Source organism: Pseudomonas sp. MOIL14HWK12:I1 (genome assembly GCF_000510705.1).
GTDB classification, from domain to species: Bacteria; Pseudomonadota; Gammaproteobacteria; order Pseudomonadales; family Pseudomonadaceae; genus Chryseomonas; species Chryseomonas oryzihabitans.
The window spans coordinates 406,721-428,220 of sequence record NZ_KI783308.1 but is presented as its reverse complement, the minus strand read 5'-3'; the positions used below and the strand labels follow the sequence as shown (position 1 = coordinate 428,220).

Annotated in this window: 17 protein-coding genes; 7 read left to right on the top strand and 10 right to left on the bottom strand. The window is 65.4% G+C overall.

What is annotated here, in order from left to right; genetic code table 11:
- Positions 1-101: 101 nt before the first annotated feature.
- Positions 102-317 carry a ribosome modulation factor gene (gene rmf / locus PSEK12I1_RS0119600; RefSeq protein ID WP_007159291.1) on the top strand — a complete coding sequence of 72 codons (216 nt, stop codon included), beginning with the start codon at positions 102-104 and terminating at the stop codon, positions 315-317.
- A gap of 119 nt (positions 318-436) precedes the next feature.
- Here rmf and PSEK12I1_RS0119595 read toward each other — a convergent pair whose 3' ends face one another.
- The gene (locus PSEK12I1_RS0119595; protein WP_027602660.1) at positions 437-1,456 is read right to left on the bottom strand and encodes a quinone-dependent dihydroorotate dehydrogenase; all 1,020 of its coding nucleotides are present in this window, start codon (positions 1,454-1,456) and stop codon (positions 437-439) included.
- A gap of 185 nt (positions 1,457-1,641) precedes the next feature.
- On the opposite strand from PSEK12I1_RS0119595, the gene PSEK12I1_RS0119590 reads away from it, so the two are divergent.
- Complete coding sequence (locus PSEK12I1_RS0119590) at positions 1,642-2,517, top strand: hypothetical protein (protein ID WP_027596980.1); 876 nt, start codon at positions 1,642-1,644, stop codon at positions 2,515-2,517.
- 7 nt (positions 2,518-2,524) lie between these two features.
- On the opposite strand, the gene PSEK12I1_RS23985 is transcribed toward PSEK12I1_RS0119590, so the two are convergent.
- From PSEK12I1_RS23985 to PSEK12I1_RS0119570, 4 genes are all read right to left on the bottom strand, one after another.
- Positions 2,525-3,094, bottom strand: a complete 570-nt coding sequence (locus PSEK12I1_RS23985; protein WP_169886968.1) for a biliverdin-producing heme oxygenase — start codon at positions 3,092-3,094, stop codon at positions 2,525-2,527.
- 27 nt (positions 3,095-3,121) lie between these two features.
- On the bottom strand, positions 3,122-5,533 hold the full coding sequence (locus tag PSEK12I1_RS0119580) for a response regulator (RefSeq protein ID WP_027602659.1): 2,412 nt from the start codon (positions 5,531-5,533) through the stop codon (positions 3,122-3,124).
- A 99-nt stretch (positions 5,534-5,632) separates the two neighbouring features.
- A complete protein-coding gene (locus PSEK12I1_RS0119575; protein ID WP_007159296.1) occupies positions 5,633-6,094 on the bottom strand; it encodes a response regulator in 462 nt (153 codons plus the stop codon).
- A gap of 8 nt (positions 6,095-6,102) precedes the next feature.
- Positions 6,103-8,352 carry an ATP-binding protein gene (locus tag PSEK12I1_RS0119570; RefSeq protein WP_027602658.1) on the bottom strand — a complete coding sequence of 750 codons (2,250 nt, stop codon included), beginning with the start codon at positions 8,350-8,352 and terminating at the stop codon, positions 6,103-6,105.
- Positions 8,353-8,566: 214 nt separating this feature from the next.
- Here PSEK12I1_RS0119570 and PSEK12I1_RS0119565 point away from each other — a divergent pair, with 214 nt between their 5' ends.
- The gene (locus PSEK12I1_RS0119565) at positions 8,567-9,592 is read left to right on the top strand and encodes an alpha/beta fold hydrolase (RefSeq protein ID WP_027602657.1); all 1,026 of its coding nucleotides are present in this window, start codon (positions 8,567-8,569) and stop codon (positions 9,590-9,592) included.
- Between the two features lie 110 nt (positions 9,593-9,702).
- Here PSEK12I1_RS0119565 and PSEK12I1_RS0119560 read toward each other — a convergent pair whose 3' ends face one another.
- From PSEK12I1_RS0119560 to PSEK12I1_RS0119550, 3 genes are all read right to left on the bottom strand, one after another.
- A complete protein-coding gene (locus tag PSEK12I1_RS0119560; RefSeq protein WP_027602656.1) occupies positions 9,703-14,550 on the bottom strand; it encodes an NAD-glutamate dehydrogenase in 4,848 nt (1,615 codons plus the stop codon).
- Between the two features lie 192 nt (positions 14,551-14,742).
- Entirely contained in the window at positions 14,743-14,952 is a 210-nt protein-coding gene (locus PSEK12I1_RS0119555) for a SlyX family protein (protein ID WP_007159300.1), read from the bottom strand.
- Positions 14,949-15,365 carry an HIT domain-containing protein gene (locus PSEK12I1_RS0119550; RefSeq protein WP_027602655.1) on the bottom strand — a complete coding sequence of 139 codons (417 nt, stop codon included), beginning with the start codon at positions 15,363-15,365 and terminating at the stop codon, positions 14,949-14,951. Before PSEK12I1_RS0119550 ends, PSEK12I1_RS0119555 begins: the two co-directional genes overlap by 4 nt.
- A 368-nt stretch (positions 15,366-15,733) precedes the next feature.
- Here PSEK12I1_RS0119550 and PSEK12I1_RS0119545 point away from each other — a divergent pair, with 368 nt between their 5' ends.
- Together PSEK12I1_RS0119545 and PSEK12I1_RS0119540 are read left to right on the top strand one after the other, a co-directional pair.
- The gene (locus PSEK12I1_RS0119545; protein WP_027602654.1) at positions 15,734-17,044 is read left to right on the top strand and encodes an OprD family porin; all 1,311 of its coding nucleotides are present in this window, start codon (positions 15,734-15,736) and stop codon (positions 17,042-17,044) included.
- 154 nt (positions 17,045-17,198) lie between these two features.
- Entirely contained in the window at positions 17,199-18,905 is a 1,707-nt protein-coding gene (locus PSEK12I1_RS0119540) for a proline--tRNA ligase (protein ID WP_027602653.1), read from the top strand.
- Between the two features lie 16 nt (positions 18,906-18,921).
- Here the strand turns inward: PSEK12I1_RS0119540 and PSEK12I1_RS0119535 are convergent, their stop codons facing one another.
- A complete protein-coding gene (locus PSEK12I1_RS0119535) occupies positions 18,922-19,209 on the bottom strand; it encodes an acylphosphatase (protein ID WP_081737455.1) in 288 nt (95 codons plus the stop codon).
- The gene (locus PSEK12I1_RS0119530; protein ID WP_027602651.1) at positions 19,206-20,456 is read right to left on the bottom strand and encodes a YihY family inner membrane protein; all 1,251 of its coding nucleotides are present in this window, start codon (positions 20,454-20,456) and stop codon (positions 19,206-19,208) included. The genes PSEK12I1_RS0119535 and PSEK12I1_RS0119530 overlap by 4 nt, the downstream gene beginning before the upstream one ends.
- A 91-nt stretch (positions 20,457-20,547) precedes the next feature.
- Between PSEK12I1_RS0119530 and arsC the strand changes: the two genes are divergently transcribed.
- Both arsC and wrbA read left to right on the top strand, forming a co-directional pair.
- Positions 20,548-20,901, top strand: coding sequence for an arsenate reductase (glutaredoxin) (gene arsC, locus PSEK12I1_RS0119525; protein WP_027602650.1), 354 nt, complete (start codon positions 20,548-20,550; stop codon positions 20,899-20,901).
- The gene (wrbA, locus tag PSEK12I1_RS0119520) at positions 20,898-21,497 is read left to right on the top strand and encodes an NAD(P)H:quinone oxidoreductase (protein WP_027602649.1); all 600 of its coding nucleotides are present in this window, start codon (positions 20,898-20,900) and stop codon (positions 21,495-21,497) included. Before arsC ends, wrbA begins: the two co-directional genes overlap by 4 nt.
- Positions 21,498-21,500: the final 3 nt, after the last annotated feature.

Genomic DNA, 21,500 nt, shown 5'->3' with positions numbered 1-21,500 from the left:
AGCGCGAAGGTGCGGGGCGGATGTCAGGACGCCGGCTCTGGCATCCAGGCCTGCAACGGGCCATGGACAATCTGCAAGTCAACCTACGAGGGCACTACCCTATGAGAAGACTCAAGCGTGATCCAATGGAACGAGCTTTCCAGCGTGGTTATCAGCACGGCATCGTGGGCAAATCGCGGGACCTCTGCCCCTTCACCCAGGACGCCGTCCGGCAGGCCTGGCTCAATGGCTGGCGTGAGGGCCGTAGCGACCAATGGGACGGCTACGTAGGCACCGCCGGTCTTCAACGTATGAATCAACTTCAAGCCGTAGGCTAATTCGATTTCACTAGCGGAAGCCCAGGGCTTCCCATAGCGTTCTGGTTGTTTTCCAGTCAGATCCTCTCCCAGGATCAGGGACCCGGTCCCACGGGGGCTCCCAGCGAGCCCCCTCCCCCTCAGGGGCGCGCTGCTGCAATGGCATCCACGGCTTCGCGGATCAAGGCCGGTCCGCGATAGATGAAGCCGCTGTAGAGCTGCACCAGACTGGCACCCGCCGCGATCTTCTCCGCCGCATCCTCGCCCGACAGGATCCCGCCCGCCGCGATGATCGGCAGCCGACCACCCAGCTCGCCGGCCAGCACCCGCACCACATGGGTGCTCTTCTCGCGTACCGGGGCGCCCGACAGACCGCCGGCCTCGGCGGCATAGGGCAGATTCTCCACCCCTTCGCGACCCAGGGTGGTGTTGGTGGCGATGATGGCGTCCATCCCGGCATCGCGGATCGCCTGGGCGGTCAGCACGATCTCTTCATCGGTCAGGTCCGGGGCGATCTTGATGGCGATAGGCACGCGGCGGCCATGCTGGACCGCCAGGTCTTCCTGGCGCTGGCGCAGGGCTTCCAGCAGGCTCTTGAGCGCGTCGCCGAATTGCAGGCTGCGCAGGCCGGGCGTATTGGGCGAGCTGACGTTCACCGTGATGTAGCTGGCATGGGCATAGACCCGGTCCAGGCCAATCAGGTAGTCGTCCACCGCCCGCTCCACCGGAGTAGTGGCATTCTTGCCGATGTTGATCCCCAATACGCCCCGGAAGCGTGCGGCCTTGACCCGCTCGATCAGCGCATCCACGCCCGCATTGTTGAAACCCATGCGGTTGATGATGGCGTCGGCCTGCTCCAGGCGGAACAGCCGCGGCTTGGGATTGCCCGGCTGCGGCCGCGGCGTCACGGTACCGATCTCGATGAAGCCGAAACCCAGGCCGGCGAAGCCGTCGATGGCGGCGCCGTTCTTGTCGAGTCCGGCGGCCAGGCCCACCGGATTGGGAAACTCCAGGCCCATGACCTGGACCGGTAGCCGACCCGGCCGCCAGCCGAGCCCGGTCAGGCCCAGACGACCCGCAGCACCGATCAGGTCCAGCGCCAGATCGTGCGATCCTTCGGGAGACATTTTGAAGAGCAGAGGACGGAGCGCGTCGTACATGGCGGACTCACAGGCGATTCGGAAAGCGCGCATTATACAGGCTTGCCACCGGCCATACGTCGCTCGCTCCCGAGGCGAACGGTCACTCGCACAAAAGATCCTACCTTTCGGGAATCATTTGACGATAGCGCGGTCTTTGCCACGCTAGACTCGGTCGTGCAGTTCCTATCCGCCCTGGAGACCTCATGAGCAACAGTGCCAACCTCCTGGGCAGCCCCTGGTCTTCGCTGGCCTTGCATCTGCATCCCTCCCTGGCCAGCCGCCGGATCCAGCGTTGCCTGGAACGCCTGGCCGACGCCTTCGTCCCCTTGCCCGCGCCTACCGACAGCCTTTGGTGGGATGAAGGCCATCCGCTGCACCTGTTGCTCGGCCTGCCCCGCGCCGCCCTGTCCGGACCGACCCAGGAGATCAAGGGCCACGCCCATGCCCTGCTCAGTCAGCTGGTGGTCGCCGATACGCTGCAGGCCGCCGCCCTCGACCTGCGTGCCATCGATGGCCTCTGCCAGCGCCTTGGCGACAGCACGCTCGATACGGCGATACAGCTGGAGGAACTGGCCGCCCTGCCCGCAGCGCGCGAGCAGGTGCGGATCATCGGCTATCGGGATTTCCAGGCGGCGCTCTACCGCACCTTGCCGAACCTGTCTGCGGAACAGCCCCTGCGTCTGCGCCAGGCCAGCTGGCGGGGTCCCCGACTGTTCCTGGAAAACGATACGACCACCACCCTCGCCTTCGCCAGCATCATCGCCTACGCCCGCATCCGCGGGATCGCCGTGGAGGTGCCGGCGCAGATCCAGTGCCTGCGCCTGGATCCGGCGGCCATCAACCGCCTGCAGGAAGCTTTCGCAGTCTATGCCCTGCCCAATGCGGTCTGGAACCACCCCGATTTCATCCAGGTGCTGCTGGGGCTGAAGCTCGACTATGCGCGCCTGCCACTGCCCGCCCCGGGCCAGGATCTGGAGTGGTTGCTGCTACCCAGCGAGGTGGCGAGTACCCGGGTCCTCAGCGAGATTCTCGAACGCCTGGGCGCTGCCGAGGTGATCGGCTACCTGCAGGCGCTCTAGAGACCGCTCAGGGGGCGGCTACCGCCGGCGCATGTCGCTGCCCCGCCGCCAGAAAGACCTCGAAGGCCAGCCGCTGGCCGGCCAGCATCGCCGGATGCAGGCGCGCATCGCTGCCCGCCTCGTCCAGACGCTGCAGAAAGCCTGGCCAGGCGCCCTTGGGCGGCACGTGGCCCAGATAGGCCCGGGCGTCGCGCACCGCCTCGTCGGGACTCTCGCCGGCATGGCGATCCAGCATTCGCGACCCCAGCCGAGACCCTTCGAGGACATAGGCCACCCCCCAGCACTCGCCTTCGTCGAGCAGGCGCTCGAGGACGACGGGTTCGGGCTGCTTGGCGTCCAGGCGCTGCAGATCCTCTGCCAGCACCCCGGTGCGGCGGCGCTCCGCCCAGTCGGGCAGCAGGCGCTGGATGCCGGAGCGCTCCAGCAGGTCTTCCAGACCGATCAGGGCCTGGGCATGGGCCTGTAGAAAGGCGGTGTAATGCAGCCGGGTCTGCAGCGCATAGCGGCCAAAGGTCGCATCGACCTGCTCGTGCAGGGCACCGCCCTCGGCGCGCAACATTTCACGGATGGAGGACACGCAAATACCTCAAGTTGGCGCCGGCCTTCAGAGCGGCGAAGGCTGGGGCTTCTCGCCGCGCAGGGCGGCCTGCAGCCGGGCTGCCAGGTCGGCCTCGCGAAAGGGCTTGGGAACGATGAAGGATTGTTCGGGATCGAGTTCGCCCAGTTCGGCATAGCCGGTGATGAAGACCACCGGCAACTGCGGCAGCCGCTTGCGCACCTGGCGGGCCAGTTCGGCACCGTTCATGCCGGGCATGGCGAAATCCGCCAGCAGCAGATCGATCTGGGGATCGCGCTCAAGTGCACTCAGGGCGGCGAAGCCATTGCTGGCCTCCACCACCTGATAGCCGAGATCGGCCAGCAGCGCGGCGGTCACGTTGCGTACCGCGTGGTCGTCGTCGACCAGCAGGATGCGGCGCTCGGCGGCCTGCTCGTCGCGCCCCAGGGCCGGTAGCCCGATCGGATCCTGGGCATCCTCCGCCTCGGTACGCGGCAGATAGACCAGCACCGTGGTGCCACTGCCCATCTGCGTCTCGATGCGGACCCCGCCACCGGACTGCTTGGCGAAGCCGAACACCTGGGCCAGGCCCAGACCGGAGCCCTTGCCCACCTCCTTGGTGGTGAAGAAGGGTTCGAAGGCCTTGGCCAGCACCTCTTCGCTCATCCCGGTACCGGAATCCTGCACCGCCAGCAGCACGTATTCGCCCGGTTCGGGTTCCTCGGGACGCTGCGGCGGCTCGCTGATGGTCTGGTTGGAGGTGCTCAGGCGCAGGGTGCCGCCGACCGCCATGGCATCCCGGGCATTGATCGCCAGGTTGAGGATGATGAGTTCGATCTGGGTCGGATCGACCAGGGCGTGCCAGCAATCGGCACGCAGGTGGGTCTCGATCCAGACACTGCCGCCCATGGTACTGCGCAGCAGCTCAAGCATGCCCTCGACGGTTTCGTTGAGCTTGACCGGCTTGGGCGCCAGTCGCTGGCGACGGGAAAAGGCCAGCAGCTGGGCGGTGAGCTTAGCGCCCCGCTCGCCCGCTTCGCGGATGTTCTGCACCCGTCCCTGGGTCTTGTCGCTGGCCGCCAGGCGCGTCAGGTCGCGCTCGAGGAAGCTAGCGCTGCTGAGCACCACGGTGAGCAGGTTGTTGAAGTCATGGGCCACGCCCGCCGTGAGCTGACCCACGGCTTCCAGTCGCTGCATCTGCTGCAGGGTCGCCTCGACCCGCTCGCGCTCGTCGATCTGCTCGCGCAGCTGGCGGTTCGCTGCCGCCAGCTCTTCCATCGCCAGGACTTCCGAGGAGATGTCGCGCCCGGAGCAATAGGTCATGCCGGCATCCGGTACCGCCGTCCAGGAAATCCAGCGATAGCTGCCGTCACGATGGCGGATGCGGTTGACGAAGCGCTGGCTGGTCGCGCCGGTGGCGAGCTGCTTGAGTTCGTTGTCGGTGATGAAGCGCTCGTCGGGATGCACCAGCGCCAGCAGCGAGGAGTCCAGCAACTCCACCCGCGACCAGCCCAGGTTTTCTTCCCAGGCCGGGTTGAGCGCCACCAGGGTGCCATCGGGCTTGCACACCAGCAGCAGATCGCGAGTGAGGTCCCAGGTCCGATCGCGCTCCCGGGTACGCTCTTCGACGCGCTCGCCAAGACTGACATTGAGCCGCTCGAGCTTTTCCGCGGCATCGCGCTGCTGGGTGATGTCGAGCATCACGCCCAGAAAGCGGGTGCAGACGCCGGCGTCGAAGAAGGGCTGGCCGCGGGTCTCGACCCAGCGCTGGGCGCCATTGTCCAGACGAATGCGGTATTCGCTGCGGTAGTCGTCGTCGCGCTCATCGGCGCTCGCCTGGCGGACCGTATGCAGAAAGCGCTCGAGGCCATCGCTGCCGCACAGCCGTTCGAAGACCTCGAGATCGACCACCGCATCGGCCGGCAGCCCGAACATGGCCTTGCAGCGCTCATCCCAGACCAGGGTACGACTGGCCGGCAAATACTCCCACATGCCCAGGCGGGAGGCGTCCATCGCCAGGCGGGACCTGACCTCCAGGCTGTGCAGGGCTTCTTCGGCGCGGCGCCGCTCGCGGCGCTCGTGCACCACCAGCAATGCCCGCTCGACGGCCTTGGCCAGGAGCTCCATGCTCTGCTTGAGCACATAGTCGTTGGCACCCAGGCGCATCATCTCCACGGCGTGCACCTCACCAAAGATGCCCGAGACGAAGATGAAGGGCGTTTCCGGTGCCAGCGCCCGCGCCACGCGCAGCGCCTCGGCGCCGGAGAAGCCCGGCAGGATGATGTCGGAAAGGATGATGTCGTAGGTCTGCTGGCTCAGGGCCAGGGTGAGACCGGTACGCTCGTAGACGATCTTGGATTGCAGCTCGAAGCCGTGCCTTTCCAGCTCGATCAGGATCAGCTCGGCGTCGAGCTTGCTGTCCTCTACCAGGAGGATCTTGATCTGTTTCGAGAGGGGCATAAACGGACGTCGGCCTTGGATCTGTTCGCTCAGGGGAGCCGGGTCGCGCATATCTGCCGGTCGCGGATGACTGGATACGGATGCACTTATCTTCACTCGCTAACGGCCAATGCGCCTGGCGACACGGCGCGATCCTGGCGGCGGCTCGTTGAGTACGGCCCAGAACACGCCGAGGTCACTGATCGCGGCAACGAAATCACGGAATTCGACCGGCTTGACCACGTAGGCGTTCACGCCCAGTTCGTAGGCCTTTTCCAGATCGGGCTCCTCCCGCGACGACGTCAGCATGACCACGGGGATGCTGCACAGCTCCGGGGTACCACGCACCAGGTCCAGCACCTCGAGGCCATCGACCTTGGGCAGCTTGAGATCCAGCAGCATCACGGCGGGATTGCCCGGCTCGCGATCGGCATAGGGCTCGCGGCGCAACAGGTAATCGACCGCTTCGGCGCCGTCACGCAGAACCACGACATCGTTGGCCAACTGGCTGCGCTCCAGAGCCACCAGGGTGAGCTCCAGATCGTGCGGATTGTCTTCGACCAGCACAATGGGTTTGAGCATGAATAGAACTACCTTTTGTGTACCGGCGACGGTCGTTGTTTGGGAAGGGCGAAATAGAAGGTCGCGCCCTCGCCGATGGCACCCTCGGCCCAGACGCGACCGTCATGGCGCTCGATGATGCGTCTGACACTGGCCAGACCGATGCCGACCCCTTCGAACTCATCGGCATGGTGCAGGCGCTGGAAGACGCCGAACAGCTTGCCTACGTAATCCATGTTGAAACCGACGCCGTTGTCCCGGACAAAGATGATGTCCTCGGAATCGCTCGGCAAGGTGCCGATCTCGATCACCGCCGGCTCTTCGTAGCGACTGTATTTGATGGCATTGGCCAGCAGATTGCGCAAGGCGAGATGGACGAAGGCGGCATCGGCGATGACGACAGGCAGGGGGCCGATGTGCCACTCCACCTGCCGCTCGGCATAGTCCGGCGCCATCTCTTCGCGGATGGCTTCCACCAGGGCGGTGAGATTGACGTCGGAATAGCGGATCGCGGCCCGCCCCATCTGCGAGAAGCTCAGCAGGTTGTCCACCAGGCTGCCGGCGAAGCGCGCCGACGAACCGATGTTCTCCAGGAAACGCCGCCCCCGGTCCGACAGCTTGCCACCCTCGATGTCGCCCAGCAGCTCGGCATAGCCGGCGATGTGGCGCAGCGGCGCCCGCAGGTCGTGGGACACGCTGTAGGAAAAGGCCGCCAGTTCCTTGTTGCTGCGCTGCAGCTCCTCGGCCAGCTCGGCCATCTCCTCGGCCTTGCGCAGGACGATCCCGCGCACCGCGTTGCGCAATTCGATGGCGCTTTCCAGCTCCAGCGGCGACCAGGGTAGCGACAGCCCCCGTACCGTCTCCTGCCAGAGCACGAAGCTCTGTCGGGGCGACAGACGCCCGTCGCTGCCTTCCTGCTTGGTCGGCCGGCCGGCCCAGTTGACCACCTGCACCAGCTCGCTGCGGAACCAGATCAGGTAGTGTGAATGCAATTCGGAAATGGGGACGGCGAGCACCCCGGCCGCATGCTGGGCCAGTTGGGGGAGCTCGGCGATATCCTTGGCCAGGTTGTCGGTGACGAAGTGGTCCTTGACGTTGACCGACAGCCACTCGACCAGGCTGTCCACCACCTCGCGCGGCGGTACCTGGCCGATCAGCTCGGTCCCGTCGGAGGAGATGATGGCGGCGCCCTGCGCCCGGGCGAAATCCAGGAAGACCTGCGGCAGCTCCAATAGTCCCTGGCAGACGCTGTCGCGGTCGGCCATGGTCGAAAGCATCTGCACCATGGATTGGCGCAGCGCCAGCCGGCGATCGGATTCCGCATGGGTCTCGGCGGCATCGATCTGCAGCGACAGCACCCGGCCGAACAGCTCGCAGGCGGTACGCGTCTGGAAGGACACCCGCTGGGGTTGACGGTCGTGGCAGAGCACCAGGCCCCAGAGGCGATCACCGACCACGATGGAGATGGACATGGACGCCAGGGTGCCCATGTTCCTCATGTACTGCAGGTGCACCGGCGACACGCTGCGCAGCTGCGCGAAGCTGAGATCCAGCGGCTGCCCGGTCAGCGGATTGGTCTGCGGCTGCAACGGCGAGGGCTGGTAGTAGGCGTTGCCGATCACCCGGATGCGGTTGGCCAGGTACAGGCGACGCGCCTGGGCCGGAATGTCCGAAGCGGGAAATCTCAGGCCCAGATAGCTGGGTACGCCGGGATCGCACTCCTCGGCCAGCACCTGCCCATGACCGTCCTCGTCGAAGCGATAGATCATGGTGTGGTCGAAACCGGAAATACGCTTGGCTTCGCGCACCGCGAGCTTGGCGATGGCGTCGACGGTTTCGGCCTGATGCAGCTGTTCGATGAACACCCGCACCATGGGATAGAGGGTATTGAGACCGAGACGGCTGTCCACTGGCGCCTCGAATTCGACGATCAGCACCCCGCCGAAGCGGTGCATGAACAGCGCGAAGGTCTGCTGCCGCGGTCCCAGGGTCACATCGCCCTGAAAGATGGGGTTCTGCTCTTCCTGGGTCAGGGCACCGAGCATGGCCGGCAGATCCCGTTCCGGCAGCAATTCGCCGAGGGTGCGACCCAACACCTCCTCCACGGCGACCCCAAGGTACTCGCGGACGTTGGCACTGGCCTGGACGATGCGCAGATCCGGCTCTTCCACGGCGAACAGGAAGCCATGTTCCTGGATACTGCCGGGAATATGGATCGGCTCGTTGGCGCAATCGGCTAGAGCGTCGGGCTGCGTCTTGGAGGGTGACTCGAGCGCCAAACCGGGAACCTCATGTGATCGGAAAGAAGCGCAGGGAAAGCGGTGCGCCGAAACGGAAACAAAGGTCATTCAGACTATCAGACCCTGGGCAGGAGGCGAAGCGAAACGGCGCGCAGCCTGGAGAGCGACATGCGCGGCGACACTCTCTCGCCGCGGGTTGGAATCTTCTCCGTCGGCCTTCGGTCGGAGCTGGTTTAGCCCCAGGATCCTGCCCATGTCCTTGCGCCGCGCCCTCCCCCTGGCCGCCCTGCTACTGAGTCCGCTCAGTCAGGCCGAGCCCCTCTACGGCGAACGTCTCGAAGGCTTCGACTACGACTATCCGGTCAAGACCTTCAGCTTCGACTCCCAGCGCCAACCGTTGGAAATGGCCTATCTCGACGTCGCGCCGAGCGGAAAACCGAACGGCCGGACCCTGGTGCTGTTGCACGGCAAGAACTTCTGCGCCGGCACCTGGGCGCAGAGCATCCAGGTGCTGAGCGCTGCCGGCTATCGGATCGTGGCCCCGGACCAGATCGGTTTCTGCAAATCCAGCAAGCCAGCCCACTACCAGTACAGCTTCCAGCAACTGGCCGCCAATACCCGGGCGCTGCTCGACCACCTGGGCATCGCCCGGGCGACCCTGATCGGCCATTCGACCGGCGGCATGCTCGCCACCCGCTACGCTCTGCTCTATCCGGAGGCCACCGAACAGCTGGTGCTGGTCAACCCCATTGGCCTCGAGGACTGGAAGGCCCTGGGCGTACCCTATCGCAGCGTCGACCAGTGGTACGCCCGGGAACTGAAGACCTCCGCCGACGGCATCCGCGACTACGAGCGCAGCACCTACTACGCCGGCCAGTGGTCCCCGGCCTACGAACGCTGGGTGACGATGCTCGCCGGTCTCAACAACGGCCCCGGCAAGGAAAGGGTCGCCTGGAACTCGGCCCTGATCTACGACATGATCTACAGCCAACCGGTGGTCTACGAATTCGCCCGACTGCGCATGCCCACCCTGCTCATGATCGGCCAGCGAGATACCACCGCCATCGGCAAGGACGCCGCGCCGGCCGCCATCAAGGCGCAGCTGGGTCACTATCCCGAACTGGGCAAGGCGGCGGCGCGACGCGTCCCCCGGGCGACCCTGGTGGAATTCGAGGACCTGGGCCACGCGCCCCAGATGCAGGCGCCGGAGCGCTTTCACCAGGCCCTGCTGCAGGGGCTGAGCGCCCTCAAGGCACCCTCGACGCAGCCCCAGCCCTGATCGAATCCGGACGATGGAAAAAAAGGCGGCGCACCCTCGAGTACGCCGCCTTTTTTTATGCCCTGTCAGACGACGCTGCCCACGAACGCCATTCGTGGGCAGCGCCTGCTTCAGGCGCTGCTGCTGGCCAGATCCGCCAGTTCACGACTGGCGACGCTGTACATCGCATAGTCCTGACCGCTGGCATTGCGCAGATCCACCAGCAGACCCCGCCAGCGCTCTACGGCTGACCGATGGCGCTCCAGCCACAGCGAGAGCCGCGCTTCCGGATCGCTCGGCGCCTCGCTCAGGTTGAGCATGGCGATGGTGATGGTGCGCTGCTGCACATCCACCTCGTCGCGGAAGGCTTCGCGCGCCAGGGCCTGCCAGGCATTGGCCACCGGCAGCTGGTTGAGCTGCTGCTGGTACCAGGCCAGGTCCAGCACATCGCCCGCGGCGAACCAGGTGGCCGCCACTTCCAGCGGATCCTGGGCGGTGACCTCCGCCGCCTGGATCACCGGCAGCAGGGTATAGATGTGGTTGGTCCCGGCGACGACCCGCGCCAGCAGCTCGGGTACGCCCGCCTCGGTATAGGCGCGGAAGCGCTCTTCCCAGTCCTGGCGCGGCTCGCCCTGCAGCAGTTCGTCCAGACGCACCCCCAGGGCGGCGATGCGCGGCCCGAAGAAGGCCGCCACGGCGCCGGCATCCAGGCCGCTGCGATGGCTGCGCAGGAACCAGCGGGTCGCCCGCCGGCCCAGTCGCATCAACTCGCTCATCAGGCGCAGCTGCAACTCCGCCGGCACCTGATGATCCAGGGCTTCCACCTGACGCCACCAGTGCGGCAGGTGCAGGACGTCGCGCATCACCACATAGGCGCGGGCGACATCGGCCGCGCTCATGCCGGTGGATTCGCACAGGCGCTGCACGAAGGTGATGCCCATGTGGTTGATCAGGTCGTTGGCGATCTGGTTGGCGACGATCTCGCGTTTCAGGCGATGGCGCGCCATGGCCTCGGGGAACTGCTCGGTCAGGCGCTGCGGGAAGGCGCCCTGCATGTCCCGGGCGAGGTATTCGTCGTCCGGCACCGAAGAGGCCAGCAGTTGCTCCTTGAGGTCGATCTTGCTGTAGGAGATCAGCACCGATAGCTCGGCCCGGGTCAGTCCCTGTTCCTTGGCGGCGCGCTCGGCGAGCACCTCGTCGCTGGGCAGGAACTCCAGGGTGCGATCCAGCTTGCCGCGCCCTTCGAGATCCACGATCAGCCGCTGGTATTCGGCCAGATGGGTGCGCGCCCGGTATTCCGCCAGGGACAGGGCACCGGTCTGCATGTAGTTGTTGGCGACCACCAGCTCGCCGACCTCGTCGGTCATCTCACCCATCAGCGTGTTGCGCTGCTTGACGGTCATGTCGCCGGCGGAGACCACGTCGCCCAAGAGGATTTTGATGTTGACCTCGTGGTCGGAGCAGTCCACGCCGCCGGCGTTGTCGATGAAGTCGGTGTTGCAGGCGCCGCCGTGCAGGCCGAACTCCACCCGCGCCAGCTGACTCATGCCCAGGTTGCCACCCTCGCCAATGACCTTGGCGCGCAGGTCGCAGCCGTCCACGCGCAGCGCGTCGTTGGCCTTGTCGCCGATGTCGGCGTGGCTTTCGAAGCTGGCCTTGACGTAGGTGCCGATGCCGCCGTTCCAGATCAGATCCACCGGCGCCTTGAGCAGGGCGTTGATCAGCTCGTTGGGCGTCAGGTGATCGGCCTGGAGATCGAAGCGCGCCTTCATCTCGGGACTGATGGCGATGCGCTTGGCACTGCGCGGGAAGATGCCACCACCCTGGGAGATCAGGCTGGCGTCATAGTCGGTCCAGCTCGACCGCGGCAGGTTGAACAGCCGTTCGCGCTCGACATAGCTGCGCTCGGCGTCCGGATTGGGATCGATGAAGATGTGCAGGTGGTTGAAGGCCGCCACCAGCTCCAGGCTGCGCGAACGCAGCAGGCCGTTGCCGAAGACGTCGCCGGCCATGTCGCCGATGCCCACCACGGTGACCGGATCGGTCTGGACGTCGATGCCGCGCTCCCGGAAGTGGCGCTGCACGCTGACCCAGGCGCCCCGCGAGGTGATGCCCATCTTCTTATGGTCGTAACCCGCCGAACCACCGGAGGCGAAGGCGTCGTCGAGCCAGAAGCCATAGTCCTGGGCAATGCCGTTGGCGATGTCGGAGAAGGTCGCGGTGCCCTTGTCGGCGGCCACCACCAGATAGGGGTCGTCGCCGTCGTAGCGCACCACGGCAGCCGGCGGGACCACTTCACCGTCTTTCAGGTTGTCGGTGATGTCCAGCAGACCGCTGATGAAGATGCGGTAGCAGGCGATGGCCTCGGCCTGGATGTCGTCGCGGGAGCCGCCGGTGGGCAGACGCCGTGGTACGAAGCCACCCTTGGCGCCCACGGGGACGATCACCGAGTTTTTGACCTGCTGCGCCTTGACCAGGCCCAGCACCTCGGTGCGGTAGTCTTCCTCGCGATCCGACCAGCGCAGGCCGCCGCGGGCGACGTTGCCGAATCTCAGGTGCACCCCTTCCACGCGCGGGCTGTAGACGAAGATCTCGTAGCGCGGCACCGGGCGCGGCAGCTCGGGAATGGCCTTGGGATCGAGCTTGAAGCTGAAATAGGCCTTGGGCTTGCCAGCGGCGTCGGTCTGGAAGACGTTGGTTCTCAGGGTCGCCTTGATCAGGTCCAGGTAGCGCCGCAGGATGCGGTCCTCGTTGAGCACCGCGACATCGTCGAGGGCACTGAGGATGGCCTGCTCCAGGCGCTGCTGCTTGTCGTCCAGGTCTTCGCTGGTCATACGCCGCGCCAGGTAGAACTTCATGCGGAACAGCCGCACCAGTTCCCGGGCGATGTCGACGTGGGCGTTGAGGGTGGCGGCGATGTAGCCGATGTCGAAGCCGATGCGGATCTGCTTGAGGTAGCGCGCATAGGCGCGCAGCACCGCGACGTCCCGCCAGGGGAGCCCGGCGGTCAGCACCAGGCGGTTGAAGCTGTCGTTTTCCGCCTGCCCATCCACCACCTGGACAAAGGCGTCCTGGAAGGTGTCATTGAGTTGCTGCAGATCCAGCTCCAGGCCGGCCACGGTGGTGAAGGCGAAGTCATGGATCCAGTAGCGGCGGCCATTGCGATGGCGCAGCTCGTAGGGAAATTCGCCGAGCACGCGCAGCCCGAGGTTTTCCAGGATCGGCAGGACGTCCGACAGCGCCAGGGGCGTATCGGCGTGATAGAGCTTGCAGTGCAGGATGTTGTCGCCGGTCTGGGTCAGCGGCTGGTAGAAGCCCATGGCCAGGCGGCGCTCGTCGCTGAGCGCCAGCAGGTGGCGCATGTCTACCACGGCCAGGTGCGGCGCGAAGCGCTCGCGATAGCCGGCCGGGAAGCCCAGCGGATAGTCGGCGAGGATGGAGGTGCCCTGGGCTTCGCCGAAGCTGTCCACCATCAGGCTGGCGAAGTCGTCCTTCCAGCTGCGGCAGGCCTGCACCATTTCCTGTTCCAGGCGCGCCGGATCGACATCCTGCGGCTGCAGGGGATCGACGCGCAGGATGAACTGCACCCGCGCCAGCACGGATTCGGAGAAGAAGGTCCAGAATTCGCAGTCGGTGCCATGCAGGCGATCCATGAGGATCTGCTGCATGCGCTGGCGCACTTCGGTGGAATAGATGTCGCGCGGCACATAGGCCAGGCAATAGAAGAACTGACCATAGGGATCGCGGCGCAGGAAGACGCGCACCTTGCTGCGCTCCTGGATCTGCACGATGGCCATGGCGGTGCTGAACAGATCGTCCACCGGGGTCTGGAACAGATCGTCCCGCGGCAACCCTTCGAGGACCTGGGCCAGTTCCTTGCCCAGGTGGGCGCTGCTGTCGAAATCGGCGCGGCGACGCACCTCGTCGACCTTGCGGCGGATATAGGGAATCTCGCGCACGCTGTCGTTGTAGACGCTGGAGGTGTAGAGGCCCATGAAGCGGTGCTCGCGCACCACCCGGCCACTGGCGTCCACTTCGCGCAGGGAAACGAAATCGGGATAGGCCGGGCGATGCACCCGGCTCGGGTCGGCCGCCTTGGCGAAGGACAGCAGCACCGGTTCGCGCAGATAGCGCAGCGGCTCACCGGACAGGGTGATCTCGGCGGTCTCGGGGCGACCGCGCAGGCGCCGCGACAGGCCGAGCAGGGAGTCGGGCACATAGCGTTGCACCGCGGTCTCGCCGTCGCCTTCGACGGTGAATTCCTCGTAGCCGAGGAAGGTGAATCTGTCGTCGCGCAGCCAGTCGAGGAAGGCCTTGACCTCGGCCAGTTCGCCGTCCTCCACGCCGGCCGGACGCCGATCCAGCCAGCTCAGCAGGTCGGCGACCTTGGTCTTCATGGCGGCATAGTCGCCGACGGTCAGGCGCACTTCACCGAGGATCTCCTGCAGCGCCGCCTCCAGGGTGCGCAACTCGCTGGTTGCGGCACAGCGGTCGATCTCGAGGAACATCAGGGCTTCGCGGGTCACCCCTTCGCCCTGCTGGCCCTTGGGCAGCAACTCGAGCAGACGACCCTGGGCATCCCGGCGCACGCTGAGGACGCTGTTCTGCAGGGTATGGACACTGTAGCCCTGGCGATTGAGCTCCATGCGCACCGAGTCGACCAGGAACGGCGAATCGGCGTGCAGCACCTCCACCACGGTGTGGCTCGATTGCCAGCCGTGTCGTTCGTAGTCCGGATTGAAGACCTGGACCCGCGGCTCGGACGGATCGAAGACATCCAGCAGACGCCAGGCCGACAGTACGCAGCCGACCAGATCGGAGAGCCGACGCTGAGTGAGTTCTTCCAGCGGGACGATGCCGAAGAACTGGGCGGTGAAGCGCTCCAGCTGTTCGAGGGTATCCCCTTCGACATGGGCCGCGAGGGCATTCTTGAGTTGTTGTTGGAAATCCGCTTGGCTGGCAGCGGTGAAAAACGCCATAACCGTACTCCGTCCTGAAGGTGCTGTGGGCTTCGCTCCGCAGAGGACAGGCCTCTCCCGGAGCGAGTTCCACAGGGGACGAGGCCGGACTGCACCAAAAAAGTGCAAAGATGCAGTGCGGCTAGAGTAGCCAACAAAGACAGCTATGCACGTACGTCAGGGCGACAACAAGATTCAGCTGCGGAACGGATCTCAATAGTGCGGTGGCGGCGCCTCGTCCGGCAGACCACCGCCACCCGAACTCTGCAGCTCGGCCTGGCGCTCGGCCAGGACGCGAATCTGGGCCGCGCAGCGATCCAGCGCCCGCTGCTGCTCGACGATGATGTCGTTGAGGGTCTGAATGGTGTCGTCCTGGAAGGCCTGGCGCATTTCCAGGTCGGCGATACGGTCTTCAAGGGTCATGCCTGTGTCTCCTCTTCGAGCAGCACCCGCCAGCGTTCCGCTGCGGCATGGCCGGCTTCCGCGGTATGGGGCTCGCGTGGCGAGTGCCCCCATACCGGGCCGGGCCAGGCCGGATCGCCCTCCTGCCGCAACAGGACGTGCAGGTGCAATTGCCTGACGACGTTGCCCAGAGCACCGATGTTCAATTTTAGATCCGGCTGCGCGTGGCGCAACACCTGGGCAACAAGTGTCACCTCTCGCCACAGTTGTGCCTGATCCTGGGGTGACAGGTCGAGGATCTCGGTAACACTTTCGCGCCGGGGTACCAGCACCAGCCAGTCATAGCGCCTGTCGTTCAGCAGCAATACCTGACACAGCGTCAAGGACGCCACTTCCAGGGTATCTCCGGCCAGCCGTGGGTCTATTTGGAACATCTCATCTCCTGCCAACACCTGTCGGCACTAAAAGTGTGCACAGCTTTGTGCAAGTGAAACCTTTGGTGTCACAAAGGTGCAACCAACCCTTCCGAAACTGCCCATTGCTCGGGAAGCGGAGCAGCGATAGACAGGCGGGCTCAGGGATTGAGCGTTTGTGCACGCTTTTTGCTATCACGATCCGGGTACGACGATCGGACGGGAACTCTTAAAGAGCTTTCTTAAGAGTCACGGTTAATCCGCTCATCACACGCAAAATTTTGATGAAGCCTATCGCCCCTCCGAGAGAGGTGCTATATGTGCCGCCATTAGAACAAACAGCCACGGCTGACACGATGGCTGACTTTCAACCCAAAGGAGCATTTCTGATGCAAGCGATGAAGTGGAGCATTCTCGCCCTGGCCGTAGCCGCAGGGACCACTCAACTGGCTTTCGCCGACCAGCAGTCCGAGTCCAAGGGCTTTGTCGAAGACAGCAAGCTGACCCTGCTGAACCGTAACTACTACTTCAACCGGGATCTCAAGAACGGCGCCAACGATCGTAAAGATTGGAGCCATGGCTTCCTGATGAACTACGCATCGGGCTTCACTCAGGGCACCGTGGGTGTCGGTGTGGACGCCTTCGGCTACCTGGGCCTGAAACTGGACGGCGGCCGCGGCCACGTCGGTTCCGGCAACCTGCAGATCGACAGCGACGGTCGCAACAAGGACGAGTACTCCACTGCTGGCGCCGCCGTCAAACTGCGCGTCTCCAATACCGTCCTGAAGTACGGCAACGTGCAGCCCACCTCCCCGGTCTTCGCCGTGGGTGGCAGCCGTCTGTTCCCGCAGACCGCTACCGGCTTCATGCTGACCAGCGAAGAAATCGCGAACCTGTTCCTGGAAGCCGGCCACATCACCGCTGCACGTGACCGCACCAACACCTACCACGACGGCAACATGGGTTCTGCCTACACCGGCATCACCTCCAGCTCCGCCGATTACCTGGGTGGCAAGTACAAGATCAACGATCAGCTGAATGCGTCGCTGTACTACGGCCGCATGGAAGATCTGTGGAACCAGTACTACGCCAACGTCAACTTCGTGCAGCCGTTGGCAGCCAACCAGGCGCTGACCTTCGACTTCAACTACTACTACACCAAGGACGCTGGCAGCGCCAAGCTGGGTGACTTCACCAACAACGCCTACTCGCTGGCCGCCGCTTACAGCATCGATGCCCACACCTTCACCCTGGCCTACCAGGGCGTGAGCAGCGACTCGCCGTTCGACTACGTCGGCGTCGGTGGCAAAGGTGCTACCACCGGCAACGGTGGCGACAGTATCTTCCTGGCCAACTCCATCCAGTACTCCGACTTCAACGCCTCCGGCGAGAAGTCCTGGCAGGCGCGCTACGACCTGAACATGGCGACCCTGGGCGTACCCGGCCTGAGCTTCATGGCCCGCTACATCTACGGTCACGACATCGACGCGCCCAAGGGCAGCACCGCCTACGCCGGCCTGTATCAGGATGGCGACAAAGAGCGCGAGACCAACGTCGAAGCCAAGTACGTCCTGCAGAGCGGCCCGGCCAAGGACCTGTCCTTCCGCGTCCGTCAAGCCTGGCACCGTGGCGACGCCAGCACCGGCGGCACCGTCAACGAGTTCCGTCTGATCACCGAGTACCCGCTGAACATCCTCTAATAGAGGCCAGCGTCACTCGCACGATCCAGCAGCCCGGCATACGCCGGGCTGTTCTTTTCCGGCCTCCGGTCGGCGCCACCCGCGTCCCTGTACGCCCTGCCCCACCCCGCCGTACAATGCCGGTCCCGTCTCGATGCCGACAGACCGCCTAGCCATGCGTACCAGCCAGTTCCTGCTGTCCACCCTCAAAGAAACCCCTTCCGATGCCGTGGTGATCAGCCACCAGCTGTTGCTGCGTGCCGGCATGATCCGCAAGCTGGCCTCGGGTCTCTATACCTGGCTGCCGCTGGGCCTGCGCGTGCTGCGCAAGGTGGAAGCCGTGGTGCGTGAGGAAATGAACGCCACCGGCGCCCTGGAGGTGCTGATGCCGGCGATCCAGCCCGCCGAGCTGTGGCAGGAATCCGGTCGCTGGGAGCAGTACGGCCCCGAGCTGCTGCGCCTGAAGGACCGTCATCAGCGCGATTTCTGCGTGGGCCCGACCCACGAGGAAGTCATCACCGACCTGATGCGCAACGAGTTGAACAGCTACAAGCAGCTGCCGATCAACCTGTACCAGATCCAGACCAAGTTCCGCGACGAGATCCGCCCGCGTTTCGGCCTGATGCGCGGCCGCGAGTTCGTGATGAAGGATGCCTATTCCTTCCACCTGAACCAGGCGTCGCTGCAGGAAACCTACGACGCCATGTACCAGGCGTACTGCAACGTCTTCAGTCGCCTGGGTCTGAATTTCCGTCCGGTGCAGGCCGACAACGGCTCCATCGGCGGCAGCGGTTCCCACGAATTCCATGTGCTGGCCGGCTCCGGTGAAGACGACATCGCCTTCAGCGACAGCTCCGACTACGCCGCTAACATCGAGAAGGCCGAGGCCCTGCCGCGGGAGACCGCGCGGGGTGCCGCCACCGAGGAATTGCGTCTGGTCGACACCCCCGACACCAAGACCATCGCCGATCTGGTGGAGAAATTCGGTCTGGCCATCGAAAAGACCGTGAAGACCCTGGTCGTGCGTGGCGCCGAGGAAGGCACCCTGGTCGCCCTGGTGGTGCGTGGCGATCACGAACTCAACGAGATCAAGGCGGCCAACCTGCCGGAAGTCGCCAGCCCCCTGGTGTTCGCCACCGAGCCGGAGATCCGCGCGGCCATCGGCGCCAGCCCCGGTTCCCTGGGCCCGATGAATCTGTCGATTCCCTGCATCGTCGATCGCTCGGTCGCCCTGATGAGCGATTTCGGCATCGGCGCCAACCAGGAAGACAAGCACTACTTCGGCGTGAACTGGGAGCGTGATCTGCCGCTACCCCAGGTCGCCGATCTGCGCAACGTGGTGGCCGGCGATCCGAGCCCCGATGGCCAGGGCACCCTGGTGATCAAGCGCGGCATCGAAGTGGGCCATATCTTCCAGCTGGGCACCAAGTACAGCGAGGCGATGAAGCTGTCGGTACTGGGCGAGGAAGGCAAACCCACCACCCTGACCATGGGCTGCTACGGCATCGGGGTGTCCCGCGTGGTCGCCGCCGCCATCGAGCAGAACCATGACGAGCGCGGTATCCGCTGGCCGGCTGCCCTGGCGCCCTTCCAGATCGCCCTGGTGCCGATGAAGTACGAGAACGCCGCGGTGAAGGAAGCGACCGATCGCCTCTACGGCGAGCTGAAGGCCGCCGGCTTCGATGTGCTGCTGGACGACCGTGACAAGAAGACCAGCCCTGGCGTGAAGTTCGCCGACATGGAGCTGATCGGCATTCCCCATCGCCTGGTGGTGGGTGAGCGCGGTCTCAACGAAGGCCTGGTCGAATACAAGGGCCGTACCGACAGCGACAGCCAGAACGTCGCCCTGGCCGAGATCGTCGGCTTCCTCAAGGCCCGCTGAGGGCTACCGCTCCAGGTCAGGCGTCCGTGCGCCTGACCTGGAAATCGGTCAGGCCTGCGCAGTCCACCTCCTCCAGCTCCACCCCGGTCACCTCGGCCGCTGCCGGTCCCTGCCAGAGCCAGAGCTCCAGCTGGGCCAGGGCTTCGATCGAACCTTCCAGGTGGCATTCCACCCGGCCATCCGCCAGATTCCGCACCCAGCCGGTAACGCCCAGTCGCTGCGCCTCCTGCCGCGTGCTCTCGCGGTAGTAGACGCTCTGGACGCGGCCACTGATCAGGCCGTGACGTGCCGATTTTGCGATCATCGCGGGGCTCCTCGTTCTTCCAGCACCGGCGCGACCTTGAGCCACTGGGCCACGCTTCCGGCGAGCAGTTCATGACGCTGTGCCTGCAGCCGCGCGAAGGCCTCCTGCAGCTGTGGATACCAGTCACCGGGAAAGCGCTCGGCAGGCGGCCAGCAATCCGGCGCCGGCGGTGCCCAGGGTGCGCGATCCAGCAGATCCAGCAGCGCATAGCCATGCAGGTCGCGGCAGAGCACCCAGTGGCCGCTGTCGTTCTGGCACACCAGGCGTTCCTGCTGCAGGAACGCCAGCACCGCATGCCATTCATGCTCCGGCAGCTTCCAGCCCGCCTGGTGCAGCCGCCCCAGATGCAGACTGGAACCGCTCTGCTGCCTTTCCAGAAAGGCCCGTAGCACGGCGAGCAGGATGAAGAAGGCCGGCAGCGGCGCGCGGCGCCAGTGATGGGTGGTGGACAGGCTGCAGACCACCTCCGCGCCCAGCAGCACGATCAGCCAGCAGACATAGATCCACACCAGGAACAGCGGCACCGTAGCGAAGGCACCATAGATCAGCTGGTAGCCGGGGAAATAGAAGACATAGAGGCCGAACAGACTCTTGGCCGCCTCGAACAGCACCCCGGTCAGGGCTCCGCCGATCAGCGCATGGCGCAGCGGGACCCGGGTGTTGGGCACGGCGGCGTACATCAGGGTGAAGGCGGCGATGCTGAACAGCAGCGGCGTGACCTTGAGCAGCGCCTGGGCGCCGGACATGCCGTAGGAGCCGAACACCAGGGCCACCGAGGCCAGGTAGGTACTCATGGCGAAGCCGGCGCCCAGCAGCAGGGGCCCCAGGCTGAGCACCGCCCAGTAGAGCAGGAAGCTGGAGACCCCGCGCCGCGGAATGCGTACCCGCCAGATGTCGTTGAAGGTCTTTTCCACCGTCACCAGCATGAAGAAGGACGTCACCGCCAGGAGGGCCACGCCCAGCCAGGTCAGATGCCGCGCCTGCTCGATGAAGTTGCGCAGGTACTCTTCCAGGGTCGCCCCGGTGGAGGGCACGAAATTGCGGAAGATGAAGGCCTGGATCTGCACTTCCGTGCCCTGGAAGGCGGGTATCGCCGAGAGCATGGCGAAGGTGACGGTCATCACCGGGACCACCGCGAACAGGGTGGTATAGGTGAGAGCCGCGGCATTGTTGGGGGCGCGGTCTTCGATGAAGCGGTCGGCGAGGTAGCGAACGAAGGACAGCAGTTCACGCAAGCGGGCCGGCATTGGCGGTTCCTCGAAAGGCACGGTCAAGGGCTGGCGCGGCAGTCCTCGCCAACCCGCTACAATGGGCATCTTACCTTCTATGGATCAGCCCATGAGTGAAATCGTCCTCTATCACAATCCGCGCTGCTCGAAATCGCGGGCGGCCCTGGAGCTGCTGCAAAGCCGCGAGCTAGCCGTGTCCGTTGTGCCCTACCTGGAAACGCCGCCGGATGCCGCCACCCTGCGCGCGCTGCTCGCCAAGCTGGGCCTGAGGGCGCGCCAGTTGCTGCGCACTGGCGAGGACGCCTATCGCGAATTGAACCTCGCCGATCCGGCGCTGGACGACGATGCCCTGATCGCGGCCATGGCCGCCCATCCCAAGCTGATCGAAAGACCCATCGCCGTGCGCGGCGAACGCGCCGTCGTCGGTCGTCCCCCCGAGCGTGTCCTGGAGATCCTGCAATGACCCCCGAAGCCTATGTCCTGGTGCTCTACTACAGCCGCCATGGCGCTACCGCCGAGATGGCCCGCCAGGTCGCCCGCGGGGTGGAGATGGGCGGCATGGCCGCGCGCCTGCGCACCGTGCCGGCAGTCTCCGCCGAGTGCGCCGCCGTCGCTCCGGCGGTGCCCGACCAGGGCGCGGTCTATGCCACCCTCGACGACCTGCGCGACTGTGCAGCGCTGGCCCTGGGCAGCCCGACCCGCTACGGCAACATGGCCGCCGCCATGAAGTACTTCCTGGATGGCACCAACAGCCTCTGGCTGACCGGGGCGCTGGTGGACAAGCCCGCCGGGGTCTTCACCTCCACCGCCAGCCTGCACGGTGGCCAGGAGAGCACCCTGCTGTCCATGGCCCTGCCGCTGCTGCACCACGGCATGCTCATCACCGGCCTGCCCTACAGCGAGAGCGCCCTGCTGGAAACCAAGGGGGGCGGTACGCCCTATGGGCCGAGTCATTTCGCCGGGGCGGATGGCAAGCGCGCGCTGGACGAGCAGGAGACGGCGCTGTGCCGGGCCCTGGGCAAGCGCCTGGCGACCCTGGCGGGTCGCCTGCAGCAATAGCGG